Origin of the sequence: Streptomyces sp. M2CJ-2, from assembly GCF_016757295.1 — a bacterium.
In the GTDB taxonomy this organism is placed as follows: Bacteria; Actinomycetota; Actinomycetes; order Streptomycetales; family Streptomycetaceae; genus Streptomyces.
This window is the reverse complement of sequence record NZ_JAESIF010000022.1, coordinates 18,677-32,417: the sequence shown is the minus strand read 5'-3', so window position 1 is coordinate 32,417 and position 13,741 is coordinate 18,677. Positions and strand designations below refer to the sequence as shown.

General features: G+C 71.2%; 13 protein-coding genes. 1 reads left to right on the top strand and 12 read right to left on the bottom strand.

All coding sequences use genetic code 11. The features are described from left to right. Nucleotides 1-232: 232 nt before the first annotated feature. The 7 genes from JL475_RS18595 to JL475_RS18565 form a co-directional block, all read right to left on the bottom strand. Entirely contained in the window at nucleotides 233-925 is a 693-nt protein-coding gene (locus JL475_RS18595; RefSeq protein WP_237407554.1) for a TetR/AcrR family transcriptional regulator, read from the bottom strand. Nucleotides 926-1,133: 208 nt separating this feature from the next. Further along, on the bottom strand, nucleotides 1,134-1,910 hold the full coding sequence (locus JL475_RS18590; RefSeq protein ID WP_202278856.1) for an enoyl-CoA hydratase/isomerase family protein: 777 nt from the start codon (nucleotides 1,908-1,910) through the stop codon (nucleotides 1,134-1,136). Between the two features lie 41 nt (nucleotides 1,911-1,951). Then, nucleotides 1,952-3,133, bottom strand: a complete 1,182-nt coding sequence (locus JL475_RS18585; RefSeq protein WP_202278855.1) for a thiolase family protein — start codon at nucleotides 3,131-3,133, stop codon at nucleotides 1,952-1,954. Nucleotides 3,134-3,300: 167 nt separating this feature from the next. Next, nucleotides 3,301-3,753, bottom strand: coding sequence for a MaoC family dehydratase (locus JL475_RS18580; RefSeq protein ID WP_202278854.1), 453 nt, complete (start codon nucleotides 3,751-3,753; stop codon nucleotides 3,301-3,303). 49 nt (nucleotides 3,754-3,802) lie between these two features. After that, nucleotides 3,803-4,558, bottom strand: a complete 756-nt coding sequence (fabG, locus tag JL475_RS18575; protein WP_202278853.1) for a 3-oxoacyl-ACP reductase FabG — start codon at nucleotides 4,556-4,558, stop codon at nucleotides 3,803-3,805. Between the two features lie 18 nt (nucleotides 4,559-4,576). Continuing rightward, entirely contained in the window at nucleotides 4,577-5,305 is a 729-nt protein-coding gene (locus JL475_RS18570) for an HAD family phosphatase (RefSeq protein WP_202278852.1), read from the bottom strand. A gap of 660 nt (nucleotides 5,306-5,965) precedes the next feature. After that, complete coding sequence (locus JL475_RS18565) at nucleotides 5,966-7,042, bottom strand: enoyl-CoA hydratase/isomerase family protein (RefSeq protein ID WP_307825095.1); 1,077 nt, start codon at nucleotides 7,040-7,042, stop codon at nucleotides 5,966-5,968. 520 nt (nucleotides 7,043-7,562) lie between these two features. Between JL475_RS18565 and JL475_RS18560 the strand changes: the two genes are divergently transcribed. After that, nucleotides 7,563-8,393 carry a FadR/GntR family transcriptional regulator gene (locus JL475_RS18560; RefSeq protein WP_237407552.1) on the top strand — a complete coding sequence of 277 codons (831 nt, stop codon included), beginning with the start codon at nucleotides 7,563-7,565 and terminating at the stop codon, nucleotides 8,391-8,393. 44 nt (nucleotides 8,394-8,437) lie between these two features. Here JL475_RS18560 and JL475_RS18555 read toward each other — a convergent pair whose 3' ends face one another. The 5 genes from JL475_RS18555 to JL475_RS18535 are packed head-to-tail and all read right to left on the bottom strand — an operon-like array spanning nucleotide 8,438 to nucleotide 13,728. Then, nucleotides 8,438-9,553 carry an acyl-CoA dehydrogenase family protein gene (locus JL475_RS18555; RefSeq protein ID WP_202278851.1) on the bottom strand — a complete coding sequence of 372 codons (1,116 nt, stop codon included), beginning with the start codon at nucleotides 9,551-9,553 and terminating at the stop codon, nucleotides 8,438-8,440. Nucleotides 9,554-9,570: 17 nt separating this feature from the next. Beyond that, a complete protein-coding gene (locus JL475_RS18550; protein ID WP_237407550.1) occupies nucleotides 9,571-11,016 on the bottom strand; it encodes a class I adenylate-forming enzyme family protein in 1,446 nt (481 codons plus the stop codon). Between the two features lie 27 nt (nucleotides 11,017-11,043). Next, entirely contained in the window at nucleotides 11,044-11,334 is a 291-nt protein-coding gene (locus JL475_RS18545; RefSeq protein WP_202278849.1) for a hypothetical protein, read from the bottom strand. 2 nt (nucleotides 11,335-11,336) lie between these two features. Beyond that, a complete protein-coding gene (locus tag JL475_RS18540) occupies nucleotides 11,337-12,437 on the bottom strand; it encodes a phosphotransferase family protein (protein ID WP_202278848.1) in 1,101 nt (366 codons plus the stop codon). Next, complete coding sequence (locus tag JL475_RS18535; RefSeq protein WP_202278847.1) at nucleotides 12,430-13,728, bottom strand: acyl-CoA dehydrogenase family protein; 1,299 nt, start codon at nucleotides 13,726-13,728, stop codon at nucleotides 12,430-12,432. The genes JL475_RS18540 and JL475_RS18535 overlap by 8 nt, the downstream gene beginning before the upstream one ends. Nucleotides 13,729-13,741 lie beyond the last annotated feature (13 nt).

The following is a 13,741-nucleotide window of genomic DNA, read 5'->3' as shown; positions in this document are numbered from 1 at the left end:
CCGGTCTCACTCGAGCTGGAGGACTGGACGTCAACTGCGCGGTCCTCGGCTGCGAGATCGGCGACCTGTTGATCCCCGAGCCTGAGAAGGTCCGCCGCCCGGGCCAGGCGGAGGAGACCGGACGGGCCGTGGTCGGCGCGGGAACCGCCGTACCAGAGGTGATTCCCGAGCGCCGGCATGGCCGGTCGCTGCCGCCGCGTCAACCCCCCGGCACCGAGCACCGCATCGAGGGCTACGGGGAGACCAGCGTTCCGCCGGGGCCTCGGGGGGTCCGGATGCCCAGTGAGCTGGCCCACAGCAGGGAGAGCTGTCGAGCAACCTTGTCCACCCCGCAGTCCGCTTCGCGCGCCAACCAGCGATACGCGAAGTTGCTCACCATTCCGCTGAGCGCCATCGCGGCGTACACCGGATCGACATCCGGGTCCGCGAGGCCCTTGTCCTGCCAGTGGCGAATACCTTTCTCGATCCGCTGTACGAACCGGTCACTGGCCTCGCGCCGCAGGTTCTCGACTCTCGCGTCCAAGGTGGCGACCTGTTCCCAGACGACCATGATCGCGAGATTCTCCCGGTACGCGGTCAGGTAGGCGTGGTTCGCCCGGAAGATCTGCTCGTACGGTTCCAGGCGGTTCGACCCGTCGTCGCCCTGCTGTACATCACGTGGGCCTGGGCTGCGAAGCTCCTCCTCCAACTCGCGCAGCAGCGCGACGAAGATCTCCTCCTTCGAGCCGAAGTAGGTGTAGAAGGAGCCGTGCGCCGCGTTCGCGGTGTCGGCGATGTCGGCGATCCGCGCATTCGCGAAGCCATCGCGCGCGAAGACCTCCCTGGCCGCGTCCAGCAGGCTCTGCCTGCGTCGCCGCCCCCGCGCGGTGGCGGGAAGCGGGCGCACGTCCGGACCAGCGTCGGTGAGGTCGCCGGTGTCGACCATGTTGCTCCCCATGCCATCATGACTTCGTCCATCGGAACCTCTACTGGTCCGTCACGTTACTCGACCTCGACGTCGGGTTCATACGACTGGTCCCGGGGGCTGCACCGAGCCCGAGCCGGCCCGGTCGTCGAGTCGGCTGCTCACCATGGAGGGTGTCGCGCGCTCCGCCCTCCCGGTCGCCCGCGTCGTGCGGCGGACCGCACTGCGCTCATGCGGCTCCTCCTCGACGACCGGTGAAGGACGCGAGGAGCACGGTGGCCTCCGGCCGGGTGGCCGCCTCAGCGATCACACGGGCTTCCTCCCGGCCGGTCTGCTCCCGCGAGTTCCGCCAGGAGGAGCGCAGCAGCTGCTTGGCCTGCCCGAGGGCGAACGCCGGCCCCGCGGCGAGCTGCTCACTGAGCCGGTGTGCCCGGTCACCGAACGAGACGTCGTCCACCACCTCGGTGATCAGGCCCCATGCGCGGCCCTCCTCGGCGGTGAGCGTGCGGCCCGTCAGGGCCAGCTCCAGGGCGCGGTGTCCCCCGATCGCACGCGGGAGGAGGTAGGACAGGCCGCAGTCGGGGGTCAGGCCGACACCGGCGTAGGCCAGCAGGAACTTCGTCGAGGCGGCCGAGATGATCACGTCGCAGCTGAGCATCAGGGACATTCCGGCCCCCGCCACAGAACCCTGAACCGCGGCGACGACCGGCTTGGGCAGCGCCGCGAGGCACTGCAGGGCGTCGTCGAAGGTGCCGGCGAGCTCCTCGAGATACGCCGCCCGGTCCGGCGCGGCGGCCATCGCCTCCACGTCGCCCCCGGCGCAGAACCGCTTGCCCTCCCCCCGGACAAGCACCGCTCGCACCTCGGTATCGGCCGCCGCCCGGTCCACCGCCGCGCCGAAGGCCCGCGCGGTCGGCAGGTCCACGGCGTTCGCCCTGGCTGATCTGGCCAAGGTGATCTGGGCCACCCCCGCTGCGCATTCGTAGCGGACGGGATTCTCTGCCATACGGTGCTCGCTTTCTGGTCGAGGTGGTCTCGGCGCGGTGGTCAGACGCGGCGGAAGAGCGCGGCCAGGGCCTGACCGCCGCCGATGCACATGGTGACCACGCCCAGCTCCAGGTCGCGCCGGATGAGGTCCTTGGCCACTCGCAGGGTCAGGATCGCGCCGGTCGCCCCGACCGGGTGCCCGAGCGCGATGGCCCCGCCGTACGGGTTGGTCTTCTCCGGGTCCAGATTCGCGTCCCGGATCACTGCGACCGCCTGGGCCGCGAAGGCCTCGTTCAGCTCGACGGTGTCGATGTCGGACGGGGAAGTGCCGGTCATCCGGAACAGTTTCTGCAACGCCGGTACCGGCGCGTACCCCATCAGTTCCGGCTCCATCGCCGCGGTCGCCACCGCCTCCAGTGACACCAGGCCGGACAACCCGCGCTCGGCAGCCACCGACTCCCGGGCCAACACCAGCGCCGCACCGCCGTCGTTGATCCCCGACGAGTTGCCGGCGGTCACCGTGCCCTCCGGCTGGAACGCCGGGCGCAGGCCGGCCAGCGTCTCCACCGTCGTGTGGGGCTTGGGGTGTTCGTCCACCTCGACAAGGCGAGGCTTGCGGCCGCCCGCCTCGACGGGCGTGATCTCCTCGGCGAAGGCCGCCCGGGCCGCTTCCGTGGCGGCCCGCCGCTGGGACTCCGCCGCGAACTCGTCCTGCTCCCGGCGTGAGACGCCGTACTTCGCGGCGACCTTCTCGGCGGTGAGACCCATGTGAATGCCGTGGAAGGGGTCGGTCAGCATCATCACGGTGCCGTCGACCAGCGTGCGGTCGCCGAGCCTGTAGCCGGACCGGGCGCCGAAGTCGTAGAACGGCATCCGCGTCATGTTCTCGTCGCCACCGGCCAGCGCGAGGTCCACGCCGCCCCAACGCATCTGCATCGCCGCCGACCAGACGGCCTGCAGGCCACTGCCGCACAGCCGGTTCACGGTGTAAGCCGATGTGCTCGTCGGCAGCCCGGCCGCGAAGGCGACCCGGCGCGCGTTGTAGGCATCCGCCCCCACCTGCCCGATGCAGCCCATGACCACCTCGTCGATGTCCTGCGGACCCACCCCAGCGCGTTCCAGCGCCGCCCGTGCCGCGACACCGCCGAGCTCATGCGCCGGCACGTCCTTGAACGCGCCGCCGAAACTGCCGATCGGAGTGCGCGCCCCCTCGACGACGAGGATCCTTTCCTGTGACCCCATGGCCATCCCTTCCGAAGATTGTGGTCTGAGTGCCGCGCCCACGGGCGCGGCGGGGGAGGACAGCGAGCTGAGTCCGCTGCGCAGGAGTGACGCCGACGGGCGCGGCCGGGGCGCACCAGGCGCTCAGCCGATCGGCGTCACTCGCCCGGGCGGGAACACCGGTCGCCTCAGGGCACCAGCACGCTGACGGTCTCGGCGACGCAGACCGGCCTGTCGGCGCCCTCGCGCTCGACAGTGACCCGGGAAACGGAGTTCACCCCGTTCGGTCCCGGGGCCAGCGAGACCAGTTCGACGCCGGCCCTGACCCGCGATCCGGCCGGCACCGGGGCGGGGAAGCGCACCTTGTTGCAGCCGTAGTTGACGCTCATGGCCAGGCCCTCGACCCGGTAGACCTGCCAGGCCAGCTTCGGCACCAGCGACAGGGTGAGGTAGCCGTGCGCGATGGTCGTGCCGAACGGTCCGGCCGCTGCCTTCTCGGGATCGATGTGGATCCACTGGTGGTCGTCGGTGGCGTCGGCGAACAGGTCGATCTGCTGCTGCGTGACGGTGTGCCAGGGGCTGCACCCGAGGTGCGTGCCGACCGCCTTCCCCAGTTCGCCGATGCCGTTGAAGACCTTCATGGGTACTCCTTTTCCTGGCGGGCTCGGTGAGGGTGGGGGCGCGCCCCGGTCAGTCGCACGGGCCGCCCGCGACATAGAGGACCTGGCCGGAGACGAAGCCGGCCCCTTCACCGGCGAAGAACGACACCGTGTGGGCGATGTCCTCGGGCCTGCCGGTGCGGCCGAGTGGGACCTGCGCGGCGACGGATGCCTTGAACTCCTCAAACGGCATGCCCATCCGCTCGGCGGCCGCGGCGGTCATGTCGGTCTCGATGAAGCCCGGGGCGACGGCGTTCGCGGTGATTCCGAACTTGCCGAGTTCGATGGCGAGGGTCTTGGTGAAGCCCTGCAGGCCCGCCTTGGCGGCGGAGTAGTTCGCCTGGCCCCGGTTGCCGAGCGCGGAGGTGCTGGACAGGTTGACGATGCGTCCCCACCTCTGCTCGGTCATGTGGCGCTGGACGGCACGGCTCATCAGGAATGCCCCGCGCAGGTGGACGTTCGTCACCGCGTCCCAGTCGTCGCTGGTCATCTTGAACAGCAGGTTGTCGCGGACGATGCCGGCGTTGTTGACCAGCACGGTGGGGGCGCCGAGCTCCTGAGCGACCCGGGCGACCGCCGCCTCGACGGCCGTCTCGTCGGAGACGTCGGCGCCGACCGCGAGCGCGTCGCCGCCCCCGGAACGGATGTCCTCGACGACCGGTTTGCAGGCCGCCTCGTCCAGGTCGAGCACGGCCACGGCGAAGCCGTCAGCGGCCAGTCGCTTCGCCACGGCGGCGCCGATACCGCGCGCGGCACCGGTCACGATCGCGGTACGTCGGGTGCTCATCTCTCTTCGTTCCTTTCGTCATTCCCCTTGGGGAGGCGTCATGTCGTCGCGGACGGCCGAAGGCGCCGCCCCGAGGCCGGGGCGTCCTGTTGCCGAGGGGTCCCGGTGCAGCTGCGGCAGCAGCCGCACCAGCGCGGCCCGCGTCGTCGCGGGGTCGGTGTGGAGCACGGCCCGCAGGCCCGCGGCACGGGCGCCGGCCACATTCGGCTCGGCGTCATCGACCAGGACCACCTGCGCCGCAGCCAGGCCCAACCGTTCCAAGGTGAGTTCGAAGACCGTCGGCAGCGGCTTGCGCAAGCCCACTTCGCCGGAGATCACCACCGGATCGAACAGTGACTCGAGCCGCTCGCGGGGATAGTCGTTGCCCCAGCTGTTCGACAGCAGCGCCACCCGCACACCGCACGCGCGCAGTTCCTCGGCGAGCGCATACATCCGTGGTTCAGGACGCAGGCCCGCGAAGAACCTGTCCAGCACACCGACGGGATCGACCGGTGTGCCGCTGAGGGTCACCAGCTCGGTGGCGAACAGGCGCTCGAACTCCGCCACCGGCAGCTCTCCGGTCTCCAACCGGTGGATGGGGGTGCCCTCCGGCGCTTGGCGCCCGAGCCAGGCCTTCAGTGTCCTGGAGAACGACGCCGGCTCAATTCCGTCGTGCTCCAGCCAGGCGGCGATCGACTGCCGTACCGGTGTGGTGAGCACTCCGCCGTAGTCGAACACCACAGCGGCCACAGGCGGGTTGTCGGCCATCACTCCGATCACCCCACCGTTCCGCCGACAGCCCGATGCGGGATGTCCTCGATCGCGGCCGCCGTTTCCTTCGATGCCTCGCGCCGGTGGGGGGCTTCACCCGGTCGGGCATCCGGGGCGACCAGTCGATCAGCGCTGCTACGGCCGGAGCCGGTCGAACCGCCGGACCTGCGAGACACGGCAACTCCTCGTCCTGGGGGTGGTCGGTCGGCGGCTCGGGCCGCAGTGCGCCGGGCGTGACTGCCCGTGGCGCTCGGACCTCGGCGCGGGCGCCGGTGGAGTTCACCGTGCCGACGGGGAACTGGGCAGGGTGGTGTCGCGCTGTCAGAACCCGTCCCGCACACCGCGGCGGCAGCGGTCGTTGCATCCCTGACAGCAAGCCGAGCTCCATGGATCCACCGCCATCCTGCTGCCACAGACCCTAACTTAAAGTTGACGTCAGATTCAACTGTTCTCTTCGCCGCATGCCCTCTCATTACGAGGAGGAGAGCGCTGCCGTGCGCATCGCGAACGTGGCTGCGTGGACCTGTCGTTCCCGGGCGCCCGGCACGCAGTGTGGAGTCGCGGGAGCTGTGTCGTCCGGGAGCGTGGAAAAGCTGGACCGGGTGATGATCCGGATCGCGTCGACCCGCCGCTCACGGTGACCCCGTGCCCGGACGGCTACCCGGACGACGGGGCCCCGAGAGCGTCGACCAGGCCCCAGGCGAGCGCGGTGGGGGAGTCCAGGACGCTGCCCGTGAGGGCGAGGTACAGGGTGCGCCAGCGTCCGATGCGCCGCGGGATGCTGACGGTGCCGCCGGCGCCGGGGATCAGGCCCATGCCGACCTCGGGGAGCCGGAAGGTGGTCTCCGGGGTGGCGAGGACGGTTCCGGCGAACGCCGGCAGTTCGATGCCGGAGCCCACACACGTGCCGTGCACCCGCGCCTGTATCCGGTCGCGCAACTCGTGGAGCAGCCGCCCGGCACCGGCGCGGGTCCGCACCAGATGGGCGCTGACCGGGTCGGGGGCCGTGCCGAACTCGTCGAGGTCTCCGCCTGAGCAGAACGCCGGGCCGGAGCCGGTGAGCACGACCCGGGAGATGGTGTCGTCGAGGGCGGCGAGGTGCAGGGCCTCGACCAGCGCGTCCCGCATGTGCCGGTCGTAGGCGTTTCGCCGCGTCGGCCGGTTGAGGACCACTTCCAGCTCGTCCCCGCTCCGGGCGACCAGCACGGGGTCCGGCACGGGGGGAGGCTGTGGGCGGGGTCCGCGTGCGGCCAGCCACCGACGGAACTCCGCACCGCCGAGCAGAGTGGAGTACGCCAGCGACTCCACATCCAGGGCGTCGCGCACCGGGAGCGTCTCGGTCGTGCGCAGGAGGCCGGCCAGCACGAGTGCGGTCCGGGGGTTCGCGGTCACCGCGGCTTCGACCTCGGCCAGTGCGGCGGTTGGATCGGGCACCGGGACGAACGGGCGGTCGTCGGCCTGCGAACCCTGATCGACCAGGGTCATGTCGAGTGCCGCCGCCAGCAGCCGGACCTCGGTCCGCACCCCCGCTCCCGCGGCGCCCATGACCCCGACGAGCAGCCGGTCGCACGCCTCGGCGCGGCGGACCGCGGCGCCGAGCACTGCGGGATCGGCGGGTTCGGCGAGGTCGACGCCCAGCACCGGGGCGACCGGCCGCGCGGTCGGATCGAGCAGCGGGGTGCCCGCCGCGCCGGCCGCCAGTTGCGCTGGACTGATCAGGGGAGAGGGGGACACGGAACAGCACGCTCCTCACGATCACAGCCGACGGATGCCAGTGTGTTGCCGGCCCGTCCCCGGCTCGCGGCGGGCCCGGGCCCCACCCTGGCAGGCCGAACGGCTGATCGGGTTGGCGGGGCAGGTCGCCGGGCAGGGCCGGGACGAAGTGGCAACCGGGGCCGGGTCTGTGACGGCGGGTCAGGTGAACGCACCGACACGGGATCGCCGACTGGGGTGGGAGGGGCTCCTCCACCGGGCCTGGAAGCGGCGATGTGCTCGCCCCGCCGCGGCGTGCCGAAGCCGCGCTGCTCGGCCGCCACCGCAAGTTCGGTGACATGGGTGCCGTTCGTGCCGTGTGCGCTTGGGTAGATGGGGTACCGCAGCGTCATTACTCGACGGTATAATCTCATGAGCAATTACGTCAACGACGTGGTGTTGGCCCTGCGAGGCCCGCGAGAAGCCGGGCCTCCTCTCTCCTGCCGTCGGCACTCGGCCACGCCTGCTGAAGATGCGGCCCCAAGGCAACGAGGAGATGTGGATGACCGACACGACCGCCGCGAAGGACTCCCCCGGCCGGCCCCGTGGCATCCCCATCGTCTACCGGCCGGGCACCGCCTATCGCACCGTCGCCCCGGGCAACGGACAGACCGCCTCACGCACGCCGAAGGCCTCCGAGGTCACCGCGGCCACGATCGTGCACGACATCGTCGCCGACAACCTCCAGGTCGGCGACCGGCTGCGTCCCGAGGCCGAGATGCTGGCGCACTACAACGTCAGCCGCGAGACGCTGCGGGAGGCGCTGCGTCTGCTCGAGGTGCAAGGACTGGTCTCGATCAAGCGCGGACCGGGTGGCGGACCGCTCGTCGAGCCGCTCAACGCCAGTTACCTCGCGCGCACCGCCACGCTGTACTTCCACCTCAGCGGAGCGACCTACAGCGAGCTCTTCGACACCTGGGAGATCCTCGAGCCGCCCCTCGCCGACCGGGTGGCGCAACTGCCGGATCGCAAGCTCAAGAGGCGGGCGTTCGCACCGTTCCTCGACTACCAGCCCGAGGAGCACGAGCACGACGAGGTCTTCGAGGACCTCAACAACTTCCACGCGGTGATCGCGGCACTGAGTGGAAACCGGGTTCTCACCCTCCTGACCCAGGCGGTGACCCACATCGCCACCGACCACGTGCTGGAGAGCATCGACCCGATCGCGGAGAGTGCTCACATGCTGCACTCGCACACCGACATAGCCGAGGCGATCATCGCCGGCCGTGCGAAGCGCGCGGCCACGCTGATGCGGGAGCACATCGTGGCGGTGACGGCGAGTTACCGGGAGCGGTGGCCGGAGCGGCTGCAGCAAGCGATCGAGTGGCGCTGAGCGCCCAGGTCTGGAGCGGGAGCCATCGCCCCGCTCCAGACCTGTCAGACACCCAGTTCGGTGAGGAGCCGCTCTTGGTGCTCCACGCGGTCGCCGAAGAGCACGGCACTCGTGGCGGCCCGCCGGAAGTGCAGGTGCGCTGGGTGTTCCCAGGTGAAGCCAATGCCACCGTGGACCTGGATGTTCTCGGCGGCGACGTACCGGTAGGCGCTGCCGCAGCGCAGGGCGGCCGTCATGGCCGCCAAGGGGAGTTCGCCGGACGCCTCGGCGGCGGCTGCGGTGGCCCAGGCGCCGGCGGAGCGAGCCGCCTCGACGTGCAGGGCCATGTCGGCGCAGCGGTGTTTGATCGCCTGGAAGGAGCCGATGGGCCGGCCGAACTGGATGCGGTCGCGGGCGTAGGCGACGGCGGAGTCCAGTGCCGCGGCGGCGCCGCCGAGTTGTTCGGCGGCCAGGGCGGCGACGGCCCGGTCGAGCACCTTGGCAAGGATCGGCATCGCACCGCCGGGCGTTGCGACGGCGCGGGCCGGCGTGGCCGCCAGGTCGATCCTGGCGAGCTGGCGGCCCGGGTCCATCGCCCGCATGGGCGTGCGGACCAGACCGGGCGCGTCGGCGTCGACGGCGTAGATCCCCGGTCCCTCCGGGGCGCGGGCGACGACCAGCAGCAGGTCGGCCGTCGCCCCCTCGACGACCAGGATCTTGCTGCCGGTCAGTCGCCACCCGTCGCCGTCGGGGGTCGCGGTGGTGGCGAGGCGGTCGGGGGCCCAGCCCCGCGGGTCCTCCCGGTAGGCCAGCGTTGCGGTCACCTCACCGGAAGCGAGCCCGGGCAGGAGGTCGGCCCGCGCGGCGCTGTCGTCGGTGTGCAGCAGCACTCCGACGCCCAGCACGGCGGTGGAGAACCAGGGAAGTCGGACCAGGGACCGGCCCAACTCCTCGGCCACGACCGCGACCTCGCGGAAGCTCGCCCCCGCTCCGCCGAGCGTCTCGGGCACGTCGAGGCCGGCCGTCCCGAGTTCACCGGCGAACCGGTTCCAGGTGGCCGGGTCCCAGCCCTGCTCACCGGCCGGCTCGCGGAAGACCGCTTCGAGGTCGGCGTGTTTGCCGAGGAAAGCGCGTACGGTCTCCCGCAGCTCTTCGGCATCTGTGTCAGGTGTCAGGCGCATCAGATCGTCGCTCCCTCTCACGACAGGCTCGTCAGCAGTTCGGCGCGCAGTACGCGGCGCAGCGGCTTGCCGGTGTCGGTGTGCGGCAGTGCGTCACGCACCAGCACGCGGGCCGGGGTCTTCGCCGAGCGCAGCCGGGCGCGGACGAAGTCCCGCAGATCGGTCTCCACGGCGGGAGCACGGAGCACCACCGCGGCCACGGGCACCTCGCCCCACTCGACGTCCGGGGTGCCGAAGACGATCGCGTCGGCCACGGCGGGGTGCGCCAGCAGGGCGTCCTCGATCTCGCCCGGCGACAGGTTCTCCCCGCCCCGCACGATGACGTCGTCGGCCCGGCCGTCGAGGAAGAGATAGCCCTCGGCGTCGAGCCACCCGCGGTCGCGGGTGGGGAACCAGCCCTCGCCGTCGGTGGCGGTGTGCGTGAGGTACTCGCCGGACACCTGTTCGCCGCGCACGTAGATCTCCCCCGGCTCGCCGGGAGGGAGCCCCCGCCCCTCCTCGTCGCGGATCTGCAGTTCCACACTGGGCAGGGGCCTGCCGACGGAGCCGAGCCGTGCCCGGACGGCGGGGTCGGGGGAGGCGAGGGCGTCGCGGTGGTCCTGCGGGCCGAGCACGGCGATCGTGGAGCTGGTCTCGGTGAGCCCGTAGGCGTTGACCAGGTCGACGTGTGGCAGCAGTCGCAGAGCCCGCTCCACGACCGGCATGGGCATCCGGCCGCCTCCGTACGACAGGTGCCGCAGTGCGGGCAGCGTGCGGCCCTCGGCCTCCAGCACGTCGAGGATCCGGCCGAGCATCGTCGGCACGACCATCGCGTGCGTCACCGCCTCCTTGTCCGCCAGATCCACCCAGGCCGCCGGATCGAACGAGGGCAGCATCAGGAGCCGGCGTCCGGCGAACACCGAGGTCAGCATCGAGGAGATGCCGGCGATGTGGTAGGGAGGCACGCTGACCAGCAGCGCCTCGTCCTCGCCGGCGGACAGGAGGTCCACCGTGGACAGCACGTAGGAGACGAGGTGGGCCGGGCGCAGCACGGCCGCCTTGGGCTCCCCGCTGGTGCCGGAGGTGAACAGCAGCGCGCTGATCTCCCCGGGGCCGGACCGGCCGGGAGCGCCCGTCGGCAGCTGTGGCGCCGTCAGCACGGTGATGCCGTCGATGCCCACGCACCGGTCCCGCTGCTCCTCGCCCACCACCACCACGGCCGGGGCGGTCCTGGCCAGCGCCGCGTGCAGCGCGTCGTCGGCGAGCCGGTAGTTCAGCGGCACGAACGGCAGACCCGCCAGCGCCGCACCGTAGAACAGCTGGGGAACCGTCTCGGAGTTCACATCCACCAGGGCGACGTGGTCCACGCCCAGGCCGCTCAGCCCCCCGGCCAGCGTCTCGGCGCGCGAGAGCAGCTCGGCGTAGGTCAGCCCGGAGCGTGCCGACCCGAGCGCAACACGCTCGGGCGCGGCGTCGGCGACCATTCTCAAAAGGATCGAGGCATCCATCGTTCAGTCCGATGCCGGCAGCGGGCGGGTGCCCATCAACTGGAGGGGACGGCCGTCGACCGCGAGCTCGCCGGCCCCGCCACGGGTGCACATGACTTGCAGACCGCTGTCCTCGTCGGCGTAGCGCTTGCCGATCAGCGGGCCCTCGGCCTCAGCGGTGACTGCCGCCGTCCCCGGCTCCTGTTCGACCATCGGGACGCCCCCGCAGGTCAGCGTCACCTCCCCGGCGGCAGGTCGGACGACGACGACCGACACCGGACTCACCGTGCTCCAGAACCGCGTTCCCGGTTTCATGCTCACTGTGCTCCTTTCGCTGAACGTGTGGTGGGCAGGCCGAGCCGGCTCATGCCTCGCTCGGCCAGCACCGAGATGTGGTCACCGCGGCGGGCCATCCGTTCGTCGGTGGTCTCGCCGCGCAGGTGGCGGGCGTACAGCTGCTGCAGGATGACCAGCGTCTTGAAACAGCCGTAGGCCTCGTACCAGTCGACGTCGCGGACGCTGCGTCCCGACCGCGCGGCATAACGGTCGACGACCTCCTGGCGGGAGGGCAGGCCGAGTCGCGACAGGCGCAGCTCCGCCAGCGCGCCCGCGTCGCCGAACTCCGGGTCGGGCCAGTAGTTCAGCAGGGTGCCGAGGTCGGCCAGGGGGTCGCCGAGGGTGGCCATGTCCCAGTCGAATACGGACGTGACCGTGTCGGGGTCGCCCGGTGCGAACTGACAGTTGTCGATCTTGAAATCGTTGTGCAGCACGGCGGGCGACCCCGAATCCGGCAGGCTCGCCGCCAGCCGTTCGCCGAGCTCGGCTGCGACGGGGTCGCTGTCCGCAGTGGCGGCCAGGTCCCACCGCTTGCGCCAGCCGGTGACCTGGCGGGCCAGGAAGCCGTCCGGACGGCCCAGATCGTCGAGGCCGCATGCGGCGGGATCCACCCGGTGCAGGTCCGCCAGCGCGTCGATCACCGCGAGCCCGATCCGGTGGCCGGCGTCGGGGAAGGCGGCCATCGACTCCGGCGTCGCGTCCCAGACGACGACCCCGGGGCGGTACTCCATCACCAGGAAGTCGGCCCCGGCGACGGAGTGGTCGTCGCAGAACAGCAGCGCGCGCGGCGCCCGCGGGTAGGCCCGCCACAGCCGTGAGAGTGCCTTGTACTCACGCCGCATGTCGTGCGCGCCCGGCGCCAGCTTCCCGAACGGCGGGCGGCGCAGGACCAGCGGGGTCGCGCCGAAGCGAATCCGGTACGTGAGGTTGGCCGAGCCGTGGGGGAACTGCAGCACCGAGAACTCCCCGGTCAGCTCGGGCAGTTCCGCGCGCAGGCAGGCCTCCACCCGCGGCCAGTCCAGGTCCTCCCCGGGACGGACGGGAGCGGTCTCGGCGTCGTACGCCGTCATCTCCTCACTCATCGGCGTCCCATTCGGCGATGACGTCGGCGTAGCGCTGGTGCGCCTGCTCGGCCAGGGTGGGCAGGATGTAAGGCGGGAACAGGCCCTCGTCGGGCTCCGTTTGGCGCAGCAGCGCCTTGGCGAGGTTGGCCTTGTGCACCTCGGTGGCACCGTCGGCCAGCCCCATGTGGAAGGACTCCATGACCCACTTGCCGAACGGCAGCTCCTTGGAGATGCCGAGCGAGCCGTGGACCTGGATGGCCCGTGACGCGACGTCGAGCAGCACCTTGGGCATCGCCGCCTTGACCGCGGCGATGTCGGCCCGCACCTCGCGGTAGTCGTTGTACTTGTCGATCTTCCAGGCGGTGCGCAGCACGAACAGCCGGAACTGCTCGAGCTGGATCCAGGAGTCGGCAATCATCTCCTGGACCAACTGCTTGTCGGCGAGCCGCTCACCCTTCGTCGTCCGGGACACCGCGCGCCGCTTCATGAGCTCGAACGCCTGGCTGACCAGCCCGACGGTGCGCATCGCATGGTGGATCCGGCCGCCGCCGAGCCGGGTCTGCGCGACGGCGAACCCCTCGCCACGCTCACCCAGCAAGTTCTCCGCGGGTACCCGGACATCGTTGTAGCGCAGGTACTGGTGGGTGCCGACGCGCTCCTCGTGCCCCCACACGCTCACGTCCCGGACCCGTTCGATGCCCGGGGTGTCGGCCGGCACGACGAACATCGACATGCTCCGGTGCCCGGGCGCCTCCGGCTCGGTGACCGCCATGACGATCAAGAACTCGGCGAACAGCGCGTGCGAGGAGAACCACTTCTCCCCGTTGATCACCCACTCGTCACCGTCGAGCACGGCGGTGGTGCGGAAGCCGGTCGGATCCGAGCCGCCGTGCGGCTCGGTCATCGAGAAGCACGAGACGATCTCGTTCTCCAGCAGCGGCTCGAGGTAGGTCTTCTTCAGGAAGTCGCTGCCGTAGTGGGCGAGGATCTCGGCGTTGCCGGAGTCGGGGGCCTGGCAGCCGAAGACGACCGGACCGGAGTGGGTGCGGCCGAGTTTCTCGTTGAGCAGGGCCAGCTTCAGCTGTCCGTAGCCCGGGCCGCCCAGCTCGGGGCCGAGGTGGCAGGCCCACAACCTGCGCTCACGGACCTTCCGCTGCAGCGGTTTGATCAGCTCGTTGCGCAGCGGGTCGCGGGTGTTCCAGGCGTGCTCGATCACCTGGTCGACCGGTTCGACCTCGGTCCGGACGAACTCCTCGACCCACTCCAGCTCCTGCTGGAATTCCGGGTCGGTCTCAAAGTCCCAAGCCATGGGAACGTTCCTT

Coding starts and splice junctions, on each gene's coding strand:
- JL475_RS18595 (WP_237407554.1), bottom strand. CDS start 925: ATGGTCGACACCGGCGACCTCACCGACGCTGGTCCGGACGTGCGCCCG.
- JL475_RS18590 (WP_202278856.1), bottom strand. CDS start 1,910: ATGGCAGAGAATCCCGTCCGCTACGAATGCGCAGCGGGGGTGGCCCAG.
- JL475_RS18585 (WP_202278855.1), bottom strand. CDS start 3,133: ATGGGGTCACAGGAAAGGATCCTCGTCGTCGAGGGGGCGCGCACTCCG.
- JL475_RS18580 (WP_202278854.1), bottom strand. CDS start 3,753: ATGAAGGTCTTCAACGGCATCGGCGAACTGGGGAAGGCGGTCGGCACG.
- fabG (WP_202278853.1), bottom strand. CDS start 4,558: ATGAGCACCCGACGTACCGCGATCGTGACCGGTGCCGCGCGCGGTATC.
- JL475_RS18570 (WP_202278852.1), bottom strand. CDS start 5,305: ATGGCCGACAACCCGCCTGTGGCCGCTGTGGTGTTCGACTACGGCGGA.
- JL475_RS18560 (WP_237407552.1), top strand. CDS start 7,563: ATGACCGACACGACCGCCGCGAAGGACTCCCCCGGCCGGCCCCGTGGC.
- JL475_RS18555 (WP_202278851.1), bottom strand. CDS start 9,553: ATGCGCCTGACACCTGACACAGATGCCGAAGAGCTGCGGGAGACCGTA.
- JL475_RS18550 (WP_237407550.1), bottom strand. CDS start 11,016: ATGGTCGCCGACGCCGCGCCCGAGCGTGTTGCGCTCGGGTCGGCACGC.
- JL475_RS18545 (WP_202278849.1), bottom strand. CDS start 11,334: ATGAAACCGGGAACGCGGTTCTGGAGCACGGTGAGTCCGGTGTCGGTC.
- JL475_RS18540 (WP_202278848.1), bottom strand. CDS start 12,437: ATGAGTGAGGAGATGACGGCGTACGACGCCGAGACCGCTCCCGTCCGT.
- JL475_RS18535 (WP_202278847.1), bottom strand. CDS start 13,728: ATGGCTTGGGACTTTGAGACCGACCCGGAATTCCAGCAGGAGCTGGAG.